The organism is Arsenicicoccus sp. oral taxon 190 (genome assembly GCF_001189535.1).
In the GTDB taxonomy this organism is placed as follows: domain Bacteria; phylum Actinomycetota; class Actinomycetes; order Actinomycetales; family Dermatophilaceae; genus Arsenicicoccus.
On the sequence record NZ_CP012070.1, the window covers coordinates 1,449,202 to 1,463,713 of the forward strand.

At 74.9% G+C, this 14,512-nt stretch carries 12 protein-coding genes; 7 read left to right on the forward strand and 5 right to left on the reverse strand.

Annotated features, from left to right (window positions below; all coding sequences use genetic code 11):
* Nucleotides 1-26: 26 nt before the first annotated feature.
* From ADJ73_RS06825 to ADJ73_RS06840, 4 genes are read right to left on the reverse strand one after another with little or no spacing between them, the layout of a single operon-like run.
* Nucleotides 27-632 (reverse strand): response regulator transcription factor, encoded by a 606-nt coding sequence (locus tag ADJ73_RS06825; protein WP_216593683.1) that lies wholly within the window; start codon nucleotides 630-632, stop codon nucleotides 27-29.
* Entirely contained in the window at nucleotides 629-2,035 is a 1,407-nt protein-coding gene (locus ADJ73_RS06830) for a sensor histidine kinase (RefSeq protein ID WP_216593684.1), read from the reverse strand. Before ADJ73_RS06830 ends, ADJ73_RS06825 begins: the two co-directional genes overlap by 4 nt.
* Nucleotides 2,032-2,787, reverse strand: a complete 756-nt coding sequence (locus ADJ73_RS06835) for an ABC transporter permease (RefSeq protein WP_050347650.1) — start codon at nucleotides 2,785-2,787, stop codon at nucleotides 2,032-2,034. Before ADJ73_RS06835 ends, ADJ73_RS06830 begins: the two co-directional genes overlap by 4 nt.
* On the reverse strand, nucleotides 2,784-3,800 hold the full coding sequence (locus ADJ73_RS06840; protein ID WP_082176796.1) for an ABC transporter ATP-binding protein: 1,017 nt from the start codon (nucleotides 3,798-3,800) through the stop codon (nucleotides 2,784-2,786). The genes ADJ73_RS06835 and ADJ73_RS06840 overlap by 4 nt, the downstream gene beginning before the upstream one ends.
* 169 nt (nucleotides 3,801-3,969) lie before the next feature.
* On the opposite strand from ADJ73_RS06840, the gene ADJ73_RS06845 reads away from it, so the two are divergent.
* Genes ADJ73_RS06845 through hutI form a run of 3 tightly spaced genes read left to right on the forward strand, consistent with a single transcriptional unit; the run spans nucleotide 3,970 to nucleotide 7,793 of the window.
* The gene (locus tag ADJ73_RS06845) at nucleotides 3,970-5,148 is read left to right on the forward strand and encodes an allantoate amidohydrolase (RefSeq protein WP_050349292.1); all 1,179 of its coding nucleotides are present in this window, start codon (nucleotides 3,970-3,972) and stop codon (nucleotides 5,146-5,148) included.
* Nucleotides 5,149-5,202: 54 nt separating this feature from the next.
* On the forward strand, nucleotides 5,203-6,552 hold the full coding sequence (locus ADJ73_RS06850; RefSeq protein ID WP_050347651.1) for a formimidoylglutamate deiminase: 1,350 nt from the start codon (nucleotides 5,203-5,205) through the stop codon (nucleotides 6,550-6,552).
* The gene (hutI, locus tag ADJ73_RS06855) at nucleotides 6,549-7,793 is read left to right on the forward strand and encodes an imidazolonepropionase (protein WP_050347652.1); all 1,245 of its coding nucleotides are present in this window, start codon (nucleotides 6,549-6,551) and stop codon (nucleotides 7,791-7,793) included. The genes ADJ73_RS06850 and hutI overlap by 4 nt, the downstream gene beginning before the upstream one ends.
* Before the next feature lie 150 nt (nucleotides 7,794-7,943).
* Here the strand turns inward: hutI and ADJ73_RS06860 are convergent, their stop codons facing one another.
* Nucleotides 7,944-8,852, reverse strand: a complete 909-nt coding sequence (locus ADJ73_RS06860; RefSeq protein WP_156188152.1) for a hypothetical protein — start codon at nucleotides 8,850-8,852, stop codon at nucleotides 7,944-7,946.
* Between the two features lie 259 nt (nucleotides 8,853-9,111).
* Between ADJ73_RS06860 and ADJ73_RS06865 the strand changes: the two genes are divergently transcribed.
* From ADJ73_RS06865 to ADJ73_RS06880, 4 genes are all read left to right on the forward strand, one after another.
* A complete protein-coding gene (locus ADJ73_RS06865) occupies nucleotides 9,112-10,368 on the forward strand; it encodes a sensor histidine kinase (RefSeq protein ID WP_216593685.1) in 1,257 nt (418 codons plus the stop codon).
* The gene (locus tag ADJ73_RS06870) at nucleotides 10,365-11,066 is read left to right on the forward strand and encodes a response regulator (protein WP_050347654.1); all 702 of its coding nucleotides are present in this window, start codon (nucleotides 10,365-10,367) and stop codon (nucleotides 11,064-11,066) included. The genes ADJ73_RS06865 and ADJ73_RS06870 overlap by 4 nt, the downstream gene beginning before the upstream one ends.
* A 125-nt stretch (nucleotides 11,067-11,191) precedes the next feature.
* Entirely contained in the window at nucleotides 11,192-11,968 is a 777-nt protein-coding gene (locus tag ADJ73_RS06875; protein ID WP_050347655.1) for an ABC transporter ATP-binding protein, read from the forward strand.
* Nucleotides 11,969-11,970: 2 nt separating this feature from the next.
* A complete protein-coding gene (locus ADJ73_RS06880; protein WP_050347656.1) occupies nucleotides 11,971-14,463 on the forward strand; it encodes an FtsX-like permease family protein in 2,493 nt (830 codons plus the stop codon).
* The last annotated feature ends 49 nt before the right edge of the window (nucleotides 14,464-14,512 follow it).

Here is a 14,512-nt window from a genome sequence, read left to right on the forward strand (position 1 = left end):
CCCGGAAGGGCCCCGATCCGGGCGGCTCAGAGCCAGCCGCGGGACTGTGCCTCGCGAGCCGCTTCGACGGCTGAGGTCGTGCCCGTCTTGGTGATGGCGGAGGACAGGTGGTTGCGCACCGTCCCCGCCGACAGGAACAACGTCGCCCCGATCGCCGGCGCGCGGTGGCCCTCGAGGGCGAGCCGCAGCACCTGCTCCTCGCGGGCGGTCAGCGGCGACGCCCCGCCGAAGAGCGACTCCGTGGCCAGCGCCGGGTCCACGACCCGCAGCCCGGCGTGCACCCGCCGCACCGCGTCGGCGAGCTCGGCCGCCGGCGCGTCCTTCACCACGAATCCGGATGCGCCGGCCTCGAGAGCGCGCCGCACATACCCCGGCCGGCCGAACGTCGTCACCACGAGCGACCGCACGCCCGGCGCCTCGCGCGCGAGCCGGCGGGTGACCTCGATCCCGTCCGCCCCCGGCATCTCGATGTCCAGCAGGCACACGTCGGGAGCAGCCTGCCGGACGGCGTCGAGCACCTCGTCGCCGCGGCCGACCTGGGCGACGACCTGCAGGTCGGGCTCCAGGTCCAGCAGCGCCGCGACCGCGCCGCGCACCATCGCCTGGTCGTCGGCGAGCAGCAGCCGGATCATCCCCATCGTCCCCCCTCTCCCCGCGCCGTCCGGAGCGGGTCCGGGACCGGGTGCGCCCGTCCGTATGCCGCCCGCCCCCGTCCCGCCACGTCCCGCCCGTCGCCACCTGAGGCCCCGGCCGCACCGGCCCCGGACGCACCGGCCTTCGCCGAGGCGCCACCTGAGGTCCCGGCCCCGGCCGCACCAGCCCCGGCCGCACCGGCCCCCGCCGCACCAGCCCCGGACGTACCAGCCCCGGACGCACCGCTCCACGCCGACGCCCCCTCCCGCTCCGGCCCGCCCCCGGGCGGCACGCCGTCCGCGTCCAGCACGGCCTGCAGCCTCGTGCCCCGCCCGTCGAGCCCCGCGCCGAGCACGAGCGTGCCCCCGGCGCCGGCGAGGCGTTCGCGCAGCCCGCGGATCCCGTTGCCCTCCTTGCGTCCTCGCAGCCCTCGCCCGTCGTCCTGCACGTCGAGACCCGCGGCCGACAGCCGGACCACGCAGCGCCGCGCCCCGGAGTGCCGCACCACGTTGGTCACCGCCTCCCGCAGCACCCACGCCACCACGGTGCGGTGGCGGGGGTCGACGACGCCGAGGTCCTCGGGCAGCTCGGCGTCGATGCCGGCCCCGGCGAGCGCCATACGGGCGCCGTCGATCTCGTCGGCGAGGGAGGCGATGCGCAGGCCGCCGACGGTCTCCCGGATCTCCGCGAGCGCCGTGCGGGTGAGGGCGCGGATCTCGGTGAGCTCGGCCCGGGCGCGGTCCACGTCGACGTCGAGGAGGCGCTCGGCGAGCTCCGCCTTGACCGACACGACGGTCAGCGAGTGGCCGAGGACGTCGTGCACGTCGCGGGCGACGCGTTCGCGCTCCTGGGCGATCCGCAGCGCGTCCTTGGCGGCGGTGTACTCGATGTCCTTGCTGGTGGCGACGCGGGTGAGCGTGGTGGAGACCAGGACGATCACCAGGATGATCAGGAAGGACCCCCACTCCGACAGCCGCCCGAGCGCCAGCGGCGCGCCGAGGACGCTCGCGACGGCGGCGGCGACGACGGCCCACACGCCCCGCCACGGGAACGTGAACACGGCGAAGCTGGTCAGGTAGGGGGTCAGCCCCAGCGCGTCGAGGCCGATGACGGGCACCGTGGCCAGGGTGAGCGCCACCAGCACCCCGAACCACGCGAGCGCGGTGCGGTCCAGGCGCTGGGACCGCCCGAAGATCCAGCAGCGGTTCATGGCGGCGACGTAGATCACGGCGAACCCGAGGACGATGCCCACGGTCACGGCCTTGGCGAGCAGGGGCTTGCCGCTGCCCAGCACGGACAGCACCGGGTAGACCAGGAAGACGAGCCAGATCGCGGCGGTCATCCAGCCGTAGTGCTGCCAGGGGTTGCTCAGCACCGGGTGGGCGCCGCCGGTCTCGGTCACTGGCGGCCGCGGCTGCGGCGCACCAGCCAGGTCGCCAGCGTCCCCAGGATGACCAGCCATGCCACCACATTAGCGAGGGGGATCCAGAGGGGTTCGGTGACGAGCCCGTCGTTGGTGAGGACCGCGCCGTCGGTGAGCGGGTAGCGCGCGAGCTGGACGATGCCGTAGAGCGGGGTCAACCGCCCGATCTGCAGCATCGTGCCGGACAGCGGCATGAACATCGAGCCCAGGAAGGCCAGGATCACCACCGAGCCGCTGGCCGCGCTGGCGGCCGACCGGGAGCGCAGCCCGAGCCCGAAGACCAGCCCGTAGAGCGAGAAGAGCAGCGCCCCGAGCACCGCGAGCAGCCCGGACTGCCACCACACGTGCGCCTCGGCGCGGGCCCCGGTGAACGCCCCGATCGTGAAGATCAGGGCCACCGGCAGCAGCGCGATGGTGATCGCGTCCGCGACCTTGACCAGCACGTAGCCGGAGTCGCGCAGCGGGGTGAGCCCGAGCTGACGGCCCCAGCCGAGCATCTTCTCGACCGCGGCGGTCGCACCGATGCCGCAGGTGGCGGTGACCGCGCCGTAGACGGCCATCGAGATCATGATGTGCGCGGCCACGTTGCCGTGCCCGGCGTCCGCCTTGCCGTAGCTCTGGGTGGCGCCGAAGACGACGAACATGAAGGCCGGCAGGGCCACGATGAAGAACAGCCCGACGTGGTCGCGCAGCTCGCGCCGCAGCTCGAGGCGGTAGTAGGTGAGGTTCATCGCAGGGCCTCCTCGGCGGCGCGGGGGTCGGGTGCGGCGGGGTCGCCGGCGGTCGTGGTGCCGGCTGTCTGGGTGCCGGTGGTCGTGGTGGCCTCGGCCTGGCGGGTGAGGTCGAGGAAGGTCTGGTCGAGCGAGCCCCGGGAGACCTCCAGCTCGGTGGCGCCCTCGGTCAGCAGCGCCCGGGCCACCTCGTCGGAGTCCGTGCACCGCGCCACGAGCCGTATGCCGGTCCGCGACGTCCCCGTCGTCCCGACGTGCTGGACGCCGAGGATCCGCCCCACCAGGTCCTGCACCGCGGCGACCCGGCTCTCGTCGATGTCGGCGCTGACCAGCCGGGCGGAGGAGCGGGCCCGCAGCTCGGCGGTGGTGCCGTCGGCGACGACCCTGCCCCCGGCGACAAGGAAGATCCGCCGGGCGAAGTCCTCGGCCTCCTCGAGGTAGTGCGTCGCGAAGACGACTGTGCGTCCCACCTCGGCGTCGGCGTGCATGGTGGCCCAGAACTCCTGCCGGGCGGTGACGTCCATCCCCGCGGTGGGCTCGTCCAGGATCAGCAGGTCGGGGGAGGGCAGCAGGGCCAGCGCGAACCGCAGCCGCTGCTGCTCCCCGCCGGAGCACTTGAGCACGCGGCGGTCGCGCAGCCGCGTGATCCCGGCCTGCTGCAGCACGGACTCGACCGGCTGGTGCCGGCGGTAGGTCGAGGCGATCAGCCGGACCGTCTCGCCCACCGTCAGGTCGTCGAGCAGGCCGCCGGACTGCAGCACCGCGGAGACTCGACCGTCGGCGACGGCGCGGCGGGGGTCCTCGCCATACGTCCTGACCGTCCCGGCCGTCGGGGTGGTGAGCCCGAGGACCATGTCCAAGGTGGTGGTCTTGCCGGCGCCGTTGGGGCCGAGGAAGGCCACGATCTCGCCCGGCTCCACCGTCAGGTCCAGGCCGTCGACGGCCGTGACGCTCCCACCCTTGACGGGGAAGGTCTTGCGCAGGCCGCGGATCTCGATCGCAGGTGCTGTCATGCCCTCAGCCTCCCGCCGCCGCGAGCGTCTCGGATCCGGGACCTCTCAGGGCTCTGGCGTGACACCTGTCATCGACGCCCGGCGTAGGTTGGGGAGCATGACGACGACGTCGCAGCAGCAAGGCGGAGGCGACCAGCAGAGCCGGCAGGGCCAGCTGGGCTTCGACCGGATGTGGTCCGAGCTGGCGCCGGTCGGGCGGGACGGCAGGTCGGGGGGCTACAACCGGTTCGCGTGGACCCGGGAGGACGCGACGCTGCGGGAGTGGTTCGCCGGGGAGTGCGCGCGCCGCGGGCTCGACCTGACCGAGGACCGGTTCGGCAACCAGTGGGCCTGGTGGGGCGACCCCGACGCGCAGAGACCCGGCGTGGTCATCGGCTCGCACCTGGACTCCGTGCCCGACGGCGGCGCGTATGACGGACCCCTCGGCGTCGTCTCGGCCCTCGCGGCCCTGGACGCGCTGCGGGCGACCGGGGTGCAGCCCACGGTGCCGGTCGGGGTGGTGAGCTTCGCGGACGAGGAGGGTGCGAGGTTCGGCGTGGCCTGCATCGGCTCGCGCGTCGTCACGGGCGCGATGACCCCCGAGCGGGCCCTCGGGCTGCGCGACCAGGACGGCGTGACCATGGCCGAGGCGCTGCGGGCCGCGGGGCGCGACCCCGCGACGGTCGGGCCGGACCCCGACACGCTGCGGCGGGTCGGGACCTTCGTCGAGCTGCACGTCGAGCAGGGGCGCGGGCTGGCCGACCTCGACCGCCCCGTGGCCGTCGGCACCGCCATCTGGCCGCACGGGCGGTGGCGCCTGGACCTGGTCGGCCAGGCCAACCACGCCGGCACCACCCGGCTGGAGGACCGCGACGACCCGATGCTGCGGCTCGCCGCCGCGATCCTCACCGCCCGGTCCGCGGCGGCCGACCGCGGCTGCGTCGCCACCATCGGCCGGACCCGCGTCGTCCCCGGGGGCGTCAACGCCATCCCCTCGCAGGTCACGGCCTGGCTCGACGCCCGCGGCCCAGACGCGGAGGACGTGCACGGTGTGGTCGAGGCGGTGGCGCGGGAGTGCGGCATACGGCCGGCGGCGGAGCCGGTGTGCGAGTCCTGGACCCCGCAGACGAGCTTCGACGCGGACCTGGCCGCGCGGCTGTCCCGGCTGCTGGACGACGCGCCGCTGCTCGGCACCGGCGCGGGGCACGACGCCGGGATCCTCAGCAACGCAGGGGTGCCCACGGCGATGCTCTTCGTGCGCAACCCCACCGGGGTGTCGCACGCCCCCGACGAGCACGCCTCCGTCGCGGACTGCCACGCCGGCGTCGACGCGCTCGTCGCCGTCGTGCGCGAGCTGGCACGGGGTTAGTGTGGGGGCGCCGTCCCCGACGAAGGAGTCGGCACGACGAGGGGAAGGGTCACGATGACCACCTACTGGGCCGAGCACGCCCAGCTGCCGGGCGGGATCACCAGCGGGGTGCGGATCGCCGTCGCGGGTGACCGCATCAAGGCGATCGACGTGCGCACCCACCCGCGACCGCACGACGTCAAGCTCCACGGGGTCACCTTCCCGGGGATGGCCAACACCCACTCCCACGCCTTCCACCGGGGGTTGCGCGGGCGCACCCACGCGGGCAACGGCGACTTCTGGACCTGGCGCGAGCGGATGTACGCCCTGATGACGCGGCTGCAGCCCGACACCTACCTCGACCTGGCCCGCGCCACCTTCGCCGAGATGGCGCTCGCGGGCTTCACGGCCGTCGGCGAGTTCCACTACGTGCACCACCAGGCGGATGGTCGGCCGTATGCCGATCCCAACGAGATGGGTCACGCGCTGAGGCAGGCCGCCGCCGACGCCGGGGTCCGGCTGACGCTGCTCGACACCTGCTACCTGACCGGCGGCCTCGACGGGTCCGGCTACCTGCCGCTCGACCCGGCGCAGCGCAGGTTCGACGACGGGTCGGCCGAGGCCTGGGCCTCCCGCGTGAGCCAGCTGCGCGAGGGCCCGGAGTTCCGGGTCGGCGCCGCGATCCACTCCGTGCGCGCCGTGCCCCGCGACCAGCTGGGGGTGGTCGCGCAGGCAGCCGGCTCGGGCTGCGGCGTCCACCGCGCCCCCGTGCCGCTGCACGTCCACCTGTCCGAGCAGCTCGCCGAGAACGCCGCCACCGTGGCCTGCTACGGCCGGACCCCCACCCAGCTGCTGCACGAGGAGGGGGTCCTCGGCCCGACGACCACCGCCGTGCACGCCACCCACCTGACCGACGACGACATCCGGCTGCTCGGCGAGACCCGGACCGGGGCCTGCTTCTGCCCCCTGACCGAGCGGGACCTCGCCGACGGCATCGGCCCCGCCCACGACCTGCACCGCGCCGGCGCGCCGCTGTCCATCGGCACCGACCAGCACGTCTCCATCGACCCCTGGGCCGAGCTGCGCTCCCTGGAGATGCACGAGCGGCTGATGACCAACGAGCGGGGTCGCTTCGACCCCGGCGAGCTGGCCGCCTTCGGCGCCCGCAACGGCTACGCCGCCCTCGGGTGGGACGACGGCGGACGCCTCGAGGTCGGCGCCCTCGCCGACCTGTGCACGGTCCGGCTCGACAGCGTCCGCACCGTCGGCGCCAAGCCCGCCCAGGTCGTCTTCGCCGCCACCGCCGGTGACGTCGACACCGTCGTCGTGGGCGGCCGCCCCGTCGTCGAGGGCGGCCGGCACCGGCTCGGCTCGGTCGCGCTGATGCTGCGCACCGCCCTGGACTCCCTGCTGGAGGAGGCATGACCTCCGTCCTCGTCACCGACATCGGCGAGCTCGTCACCTGCGACCCCACGCTGGGGGACGAGTCCGCGCTGGGGATCCTGCACGACGCGGCGATCGTCGTGACCGACCTGCCCGAGCCGGGGGTGTCGGCATACCGGATGATCGAGGGCGAGGCGGTGCCGCAGCGAGGCAGCGTCGCCTGGGTCGGGCCGGCGGCGCAGGCGCCTGCCGCCGACCACGTGCTGTCCGTCGAAGGACGATGCGTGGTGCCGGGATTCGTGGACTCCCACGCCCATCTGATGTTCGCGGGCGACCGGGGCGCGGAGTTCGCCGCGCGGATGACCGGGCAGCCCTACGACGGCGGCGGGATCGCCGTGTCCGTCGCCGCCACCCGCGCCGCGTCCGACGACGAGCTGCTGGACCTGCTGATCTACCGGCTCGCCGAGATGCGCGCCCAGGGCACGACCACCGTCGAGGTGAAGTCCGGATACGGCCTGACCGTGGAGGACGAGGTCCGCGCGCTGCGGCTGGCCGTCGAGGCGGGCGTGGAGGAGACGACCTTCCTCGGCGCCCACGTCGTGCCCGCCGTGTACCGCGACCGCCGCTCGGACTACGTGGACCTCGTGACGGGGCCGATGCTGCAGGCCTGCGCCCCCTACGCGGTGTGGGGGGACGTCTTCTGCGAGCCCGCGTCGGCGCACGCCTTCGACGGCGACGAGGCCCGGGTCGTGCTCGAGGCCTGCCGCGACGCCGGGCTGGAGCTGCGCGTCCACGGCAACCAGCTGTCCGCCGGACCCGGCGTCCAGCTGGCCTGCGAGCTCGGCGCCGCCTCGGTCGACCACTGCACCTACCTGACCCCGGCCGACGTGGACGCGCTCGTCGACTCCGCCGCCACGACGACCGCCACGCTGCTGCCCGGCGTGGAGTTCTCGACCCGCTCGCCCTACCCGGACGCCCGGGCCCTGCTGGACGCCGGGGTGTCGGTCGCGCTCGCCACCGACTGCAACCCCGGCACCTGCTACTCCTCGTCGATCCCCTTCGTCGTGGCGCTCGCCGTGCGCGAGATGGGGATGACCCCCGGCGAGGCGCTGCTGGCCGTCACCCGGGGCGGGGCCCAGGCGCTGCGGCGGTACGACGTCGGCCATCTCGGTGTCGGGGCCCGTCCCGACCTGGCGGTGCTGGACGCTCCGTCATACGTGCACCTGTCCTATCGGGCAGGGGTGCCGATCGCGACGGCCCTGGACCTCACCCCACCCGCCTGACCCTCCCCGCCCGCCTGACCCTCCCCGGCCGCCCGGCCCTCTCCCCGTCCTCCTACTCCCTCGTTGAGAGGCGACAAACCGGGGCTGTTTCGGCTACGAGACCCCGGTTCGTCGCCTCTCAAGGGGAGGGGGATGGCGGCCCGGCCGGCCTCACGTCAGGCCAGGACGCCACCCGGCCCGCACCAGGGCTCGCCGGACGATAGCCACAGCGTCGGGGGCCGGGCCGTTGACGTTGCCGCTGATCAGGCGCTCGTAGCCGAACCCCGCGTCGCGGAAGGCGCGTTCGCGCGCCACGTCCCGCTCCCAGGTCCGCTGTCGCTCCACGTGGTGCCGGCCGTCGTACTCCGCGATCAGCCGCCACCGCCTCCAGAAGAGGTCCACCACCCCCAGCCAGCCGCCCTCGTCGCTCAGCGTCACGTTGAGCTCGGGCTCCGGCAGGCCACCGCGCACCAGCTGGAGCCGGGTCCTGGTCTCCATCGGGCTCGCCGACCCGGGGCGGATCTCGAGCAGCGCCAGACGCGCCGAGCGCACGCCCCGCATCCGACGTTGCAGCGCGCCGGCCAGGTCGGCCAGGGTGCGGGTGGATCGGGGCCGCAGGACCCAGTCGCCCGCCGCGATCAGCTGGTCCACCGTGAGCACCGCGGCGGCGTCGGCCCAGGTGTGCAGGTCGTCGGTGCTGGTCAGGCCGCTGCTCAGCACAGTCGTCCCGCGCCGCTCCAGGCCCCGGTGGCTAACGAGCCCCGGCCGCTCGAGGTGGAACCTCCCGCTGGGGGTGACCACGTGCACCGGCTCCTCAGGGTCCCACTGCGTCGGCCAGGGCATCCCGAGCAGGCGCGCGGCCGTCACGTGGCTGAAGGCGTGCGCCGGCGGCAGCACCGGAAGCGCGTCCTGCGCGGCCTGCTCGACTCCGAGAAGGGGCACCGGGGACCGGACCCCGTGGTGCGGGCTGCGCAGGTCCGAGCCGCGCAGCCGATCCCGAGACACCCCGCGGGCCTGCGCGTCGGAGGTCCTGAAGGAGGACCCGGCATACGGGTCAGGAAGGGAAGACGGTGAACGCACGCACACTATCGTAAATAGACCTAAAAAAGAGCGAATAGAGTTATCCACAGGTGACCGCGACCCGCTCGAGAGGCGATGAATGGGGGTCAAGAGCCGCTCGTGACCCCCATTGGTCGCCTCTCAACGAGAGGGAGTGGGAGGGAAGGGAGAGGGCGAGGGGGAGGAAAGGGAGAGGGCGAAGGGAGAGGGTGGGGAGAGTGTGGGGAGGATCAGACCCCGGTATGACGCCCCGCCTGGCCGCTGCCTCTAGCGTTGGGGGGTGGCCCGGCTGCGACGTCTCTACCGCTGGTTCCGCGACCGTCCGACGCTCGTGGACTCCCTGTGGGCTGCGCTCATCGCGCTGACCCTCGCGCTGCCGACGGCCTCGGGCATGCCGGCGCGGCTCTCCTGGGCCTGGCCCTGGCTGCTGGCGTGGTGCCTGGTCTTCTTCGTCCTGCCGCTGGTCTGGCGGCGGCGCCACCCCGACGTGGCGATGGCGCTGGTCGCGACCGGCTGCCTGATCCACCTCTTCGTCACCGACACCATCACCCCGATCCTGGTGGTGCCGGGGGTCATGCTCTACGCCGTGGCCGCCTACGGGAGGCTGGGGCTCCGCCGCTGGTGGCTGGCCGCGGCGCTGCTCGGGGGCGTGGCCGGGGCCTACGACTGGGGCTACCGCGGCCGGCCGGCGGGGGTGCCGGCCCCGGAGCCGCAGGACGCCATCGTCAGCTGGCTGTTCGTGGCCGCCATGACGGTCGCGTGCTACGTCCCCGGTGTGCTGGCGCGGCAGCGGCGGGAGCTGGTGCGCACCCTGCGGGAGCGCGCCGAGTCGTTGGAGCGGGAGCGTGACTCGATGTCCCGGCTGGCCGCCCAGGAGGAGCGCGGCCGGATCGCCCGCGAGATGCACGACGTCGTGGCCCACTCGCTGTCGGTGATCGTGGTGCAGGCCGACGGCGCGAGCTACGCGGTCCAGCACGGCGACCCGGCGGCGGCGCAGGAGCTCGCGGGGCGCACCCTGACGACGATCGGTGATGCCGCCCGCGCCGCGCTCACCGAGACGCGTCGCCTGGTGGGGGTGCTGCGCGACCCCGACCAGGGCGCCGACTACGCGCCGCAGGCGACGATGGACCAGCTCGACGAGCTGGTGCAGGGCGTGCGGGACGCGGGGCTGCCCGCCACGCTGACGGTCCACGGCGACCCCGCGGGCCACGCGCCGCTGGGCACCAGCCAGCACATGGCGGCATACCGCGTCGTGCAGGAAGCCCTGACCAACGTCCTCAAGCACGCCGGCCCGCGGGCCACCGTCGCCGTGGACGTCCGGCACGAGCCCGACCGGATCGTGCTCGCCGTCCGCGACACCGGCCTCGGCCGGGCCCCCTCCGACGGCTACGGTCACGGCCTGATCGGGATGCGGGAGCGTATGACGGCGCTCGGCGGCGACTTCGTCGCGCGCGAGCGCGTGGCCGGCGGCTTCGAGGTGCTTGCTAGCCTGCCCACCGACGCACCGGCTGCCGACGCCTCGAGGGGGAGACCATGACCGACGCGCCGATCCGCCTGCTGCTGGCCGACGACCAGGAGCTGGTGCGCATGGGTTTTCGGATGGTGCTGGACGCCCAGCCCGACATGACCGTGGTCGGCGAGGTGGGTGACGGCGCCGCGGCGGTGGCGCACGTCCTGGGGCGGGGAGCCGGCACGGAGGGCGCTGACGTGGACGTCGTGCTCATGGACATCCGCATGCCCCGCCTCGACGGCGTGGAGGCGACGCGGCAGATCGTCGCGTCGGGCGCGGCCGCCAAGGTGCTGGTGCTGACGACCTTCGACCTGGACGAGTACGTCCATGCCGCCCTCAAGGCCGGTGCCGGCGGCTTCCTGCTCAAGGACGCCGGGCCCGCCGAGCTGCTCGCCGCGATCCGGGCGGTGCACTCCGGGGACGCGGTGGTGGCACCGAGCGCCACGCGCCGGCTGCTCGAGAGGTTCCTGCCGGGGCTGCCCGACGAGCTGGAGCCGGTCCGGACCGCCGAGGAGCGGCTGGCGCCGCTGACCGAGCGGGAGCGGGAGGTGCTCGTGGCGGTGGGTCAGGGGCTGTCCAACCAGGAGATCGCGGGCACCCTCTACATGGCCGAGGCGACGGTCAAGACGCACATCGGCCGGATCCTCGCCAAGCTGCACCTGCGCGACCGCGTGCAGATGGTCGTGCTGGCCTACGACACCGGGCTGGTCCGCCCGCGCACCTGACGCATCCGGCTGCACGGCCTGCGACCTGGGTCGTATCCCGGTTCGAGACCACCGGCCGATCTGCGCGACGCGTCCCGCTCCCTAGCGTCGAGGACGACCTGATCACCTCGACCGAGGAGCACCCCATGCGCGCAGCAGCGCCCGTCACCGACCAGCACCCCCAGGCAGCCCGGCCCGGGGCCGCGGCGGTGCGCACGCACGACCTGACCAAGACCTACGGCTCCGGGGACACCCGGGTGGTGGCCCTGGACCACGTGGACGTGGCCTTCGCCGAGGGGGAGTTCACGGCGATCATGGGGCCGTCCGGGTCGGGCAAGTCCACCCTGATGCACTGCGCGGCGGGCCTGGACGACGTCACGAGCGGCCACGTGTGGGTGGGAGACACCGACCTGACGACGCTGTCCGACCGGCAGCTGACCCGGCTGCGCCGCGAGCAGGTGGGCTTCGTCTTCCAGGCCTTCAACCTGCTGCCGACGCTGACCGCGCAGGCCAACATCCTGCTGCCGCTGCAGCTGGCGGGTCGGGCCCCGGACCAGGAGTGGTTCGACCACGTGGTGCGGGTGCTGGGCCTGCAGGACCGGCTGCGCCACAAGCCGACCGAGCTCTCCGGCGGTCAGCAGCAGCGCGTCGCCGTGGCGCGGGCGCTCGTGATGCGGCCGCGGGTGATCTTCGCCGACGAACCCACCGGCGCCCTCGACAGCGTCACCGGTCACGAGCTGCTCGACTTCCTGCGCCGCAGCGTCCGCGAGCTCGGCCAGACCGTGGTCATGGTCACCCACGACCCCCACGCCGCCACGTATGCCGACCGCGTGCTGCTGCTCGCCGACGGCCGCCTCGCCGGGGAGCTGCGCGAGCCCGGCGCCGACGACGTGCTGCGGGCGCTCCGCGGGCTGGGGGCGTGACCATGACGACCTCGATCTCGCTGGCCCTCGCCACCCTGCGGGGGCAGGCGCGGCGCCTCGTCAGCGTGCTGCTGGCCATCGGCCTGGGCGTGGCCTTCGTGGCCGCGACCCTGGCCACCGGCGACACCTTCCGGGCGTCGCTGACCCGCGACGCGGCCGGCTCCGTGGGGCAGGCCGCCGCCGTGGTCACCACCTCGCGCGACACCCACGGCTCGGGTCCGGCGACCATCCCCGCGGGGCTGCCGGACGCCATACGGTCGGCCCAGCCGGGGGCCACGGTGCGGACCGTGGTGACCGGTGGCGTGATGCAGGACCTCGGGGGACGCCAGGGGCACCTCGTCCTGCAGACGACACCCGCCCTGTCCGGGACCACGACGCTGGTGGCCGGGCGGCTGCCTGCGGCCCCGGGCGAGATCGCGCTCACCGAGAGCACCGCGGAGTCCCGCCACCTCACGGTCGGTCAGGTCACGCGCCTGCTGCCGGCCGGGAGCGGATCCACGGCCGCGCAGGGCGACCGGGCCACCGTGAGCGCGCGCGTCGTCGGCGTGGTGCGGGCGGGCCGCGACGCTGTCCCGTCCCCGGGTCTCCCCACCGGGTTCGCCGCCGACCGCGACATCTGGGCATGGACCGGGCAGCAGGGCTACCGGACCGCGTATGTCGACACCCCCGCCTCGCCCACCGCCGTCCGGGACCGGGTCGCCGCCCTCCCCGCCGCCCACGGACTCGTCGTGCGCACCGGGGAGCAGGAGAAGCAGGCCCGGGTCGACGAGCTCACCCAGGGCAGCCAGATCCTCACCGGGATGCTGCTCGTCTTCGCGGTGGTGGCGGTCTTCGTCTCGGCGCTGGTCATCGCCAACACCTTCGCGATCCTGGTGGCCCAGCGGACCCGGCAGCTGGCGCTGCTGCGGTGCGTCGGCGCCGACCGGTCCCAGGTGCGCGGCTCGGTCGTCGCCGAGGCGCTGCTCGTCGGGGTGGTCGGCGCGCTCGCCGGCACCGCGCTCGGCCTGGCCCTGGCGGCCGGCCTGGTGCGGCTCTCCCAGGGCACCACCCTCGACCTGGGCCACCTCGTGGTGACCCCGCCCGCGGTGGTCGTGCCGCTCCTCACCGGCATCGTGGTCACCGTCGTCGCCGCGCTGGCGCCGGCCCGGGCGGCCACCCGCGTCGCCCCGCTCGCCGCGCTGCGGCCGACCGCCGTCACGCGGGTCAGGCGCGTCACCCGGGTCCGCCTCGTGGTGGGGTCGCTTCTGACGGCCGGTGGGCTCGCGCTGCTCGTGCTCGGCGCGCAGCGGCACGAGATGCTCCTCGGCGTGCCGGGTGGGCTGCTGTCCTTCCTCGGCGTCCTCGCCGTCGGTCCGGTCGTGATCCCGGCGCTCGCCCGCGCGGTGGGGGCGGTGCCGGCCAGGCTCGGCGGGGTGCCCGCGACCCTCGCGGTGGAGAACTCCCGACGCAACCCGGCCCGGGCCGCGGCCACCGCCGGCGCCCTGCTCGTCGGGGTCACCCTGATCACGATGATGAGCGTCGGCTCCGCCACCGGCACCCGCTCGGCCACCGAGGCGCTCGACAAGAAGATGCCGGTCGACGCCCTGGTCTCGGCGCCGCGCGGCCTGTCCGGAGGCGACCTGCAGACGGTCCGGCGCAGCGGCGTGGTGCAGGCGGCGTCGCTGGTCAGCACCACCGAGGCCACGCTGCAGGCGGGGACGACGTCCTCGCGCAGCACCGTCACCGGCGCGGGTCAGGACGCCGCCGCCGTGTCGCGCCGGCAGCAGCTCCTCACCGGTCTCGACGACCACACCGTGCTGCTGCCCCCGACGCCGGGAGTCCGCACCGGGGACCCGGTCACCCTCACCCACGGCTCGCGTCACGTGGAGCTGCGCGCCGACGTCTCGGCGGACCACGCCGAGGCGCCCGTCGTGACCGCCGCCACGCTCACCCGCCTGGACCCGCAGGCCCGGGCCACCGCCTGGGTCCGGCTCGCCGACGGCAAGGACGTGGGCGCTGCCGCCGAGCAGCTCGCCACGGACACGGCGGGCATCCAGGGCGCCCAGGTCGAGGGCGTCGGCATCCAGCGGGCCGAGATGGAGCGCGTCATGGACATCGTGCTGCTCGTCGTCACCGGGCTGCTGGGGGTGGCGGTCCTCATCGCCCTGGTCGGCATCGGCAACACGCTGAGCCTGTCGGTGCTCGAGCGCACCCAGGAGTCCGGGCTGCTGCGGGCGCTGGGGCTGACCCGCGGCCAGCTGCGGACCATGCTCGGGCTGGAGGCCCTGACCCTCGCGGCCGTGGGCACCCTCGTCGGGCTGCTCCTCGGGGTCGGCTACGGCATCGGCGGCGCGCACGCGCTCTTCGGCGGCGAGATGCCCATCGTCGCCGAGATCCCCTGGGCCCGCCTCGGCCTCGTCGCCGCCGTCGCGCTCGGTGCCGGGTGGCTGGCGTCCGTCATACCGGCTCGTCGGGCGTCCCGGGTGAGCCCCGCCGCGGCCCTGGCCACGGACTGACCCGGCCCGCCACCGGCGGGCGGGTCCGGCGGGTGCGACCCGGCCCGCC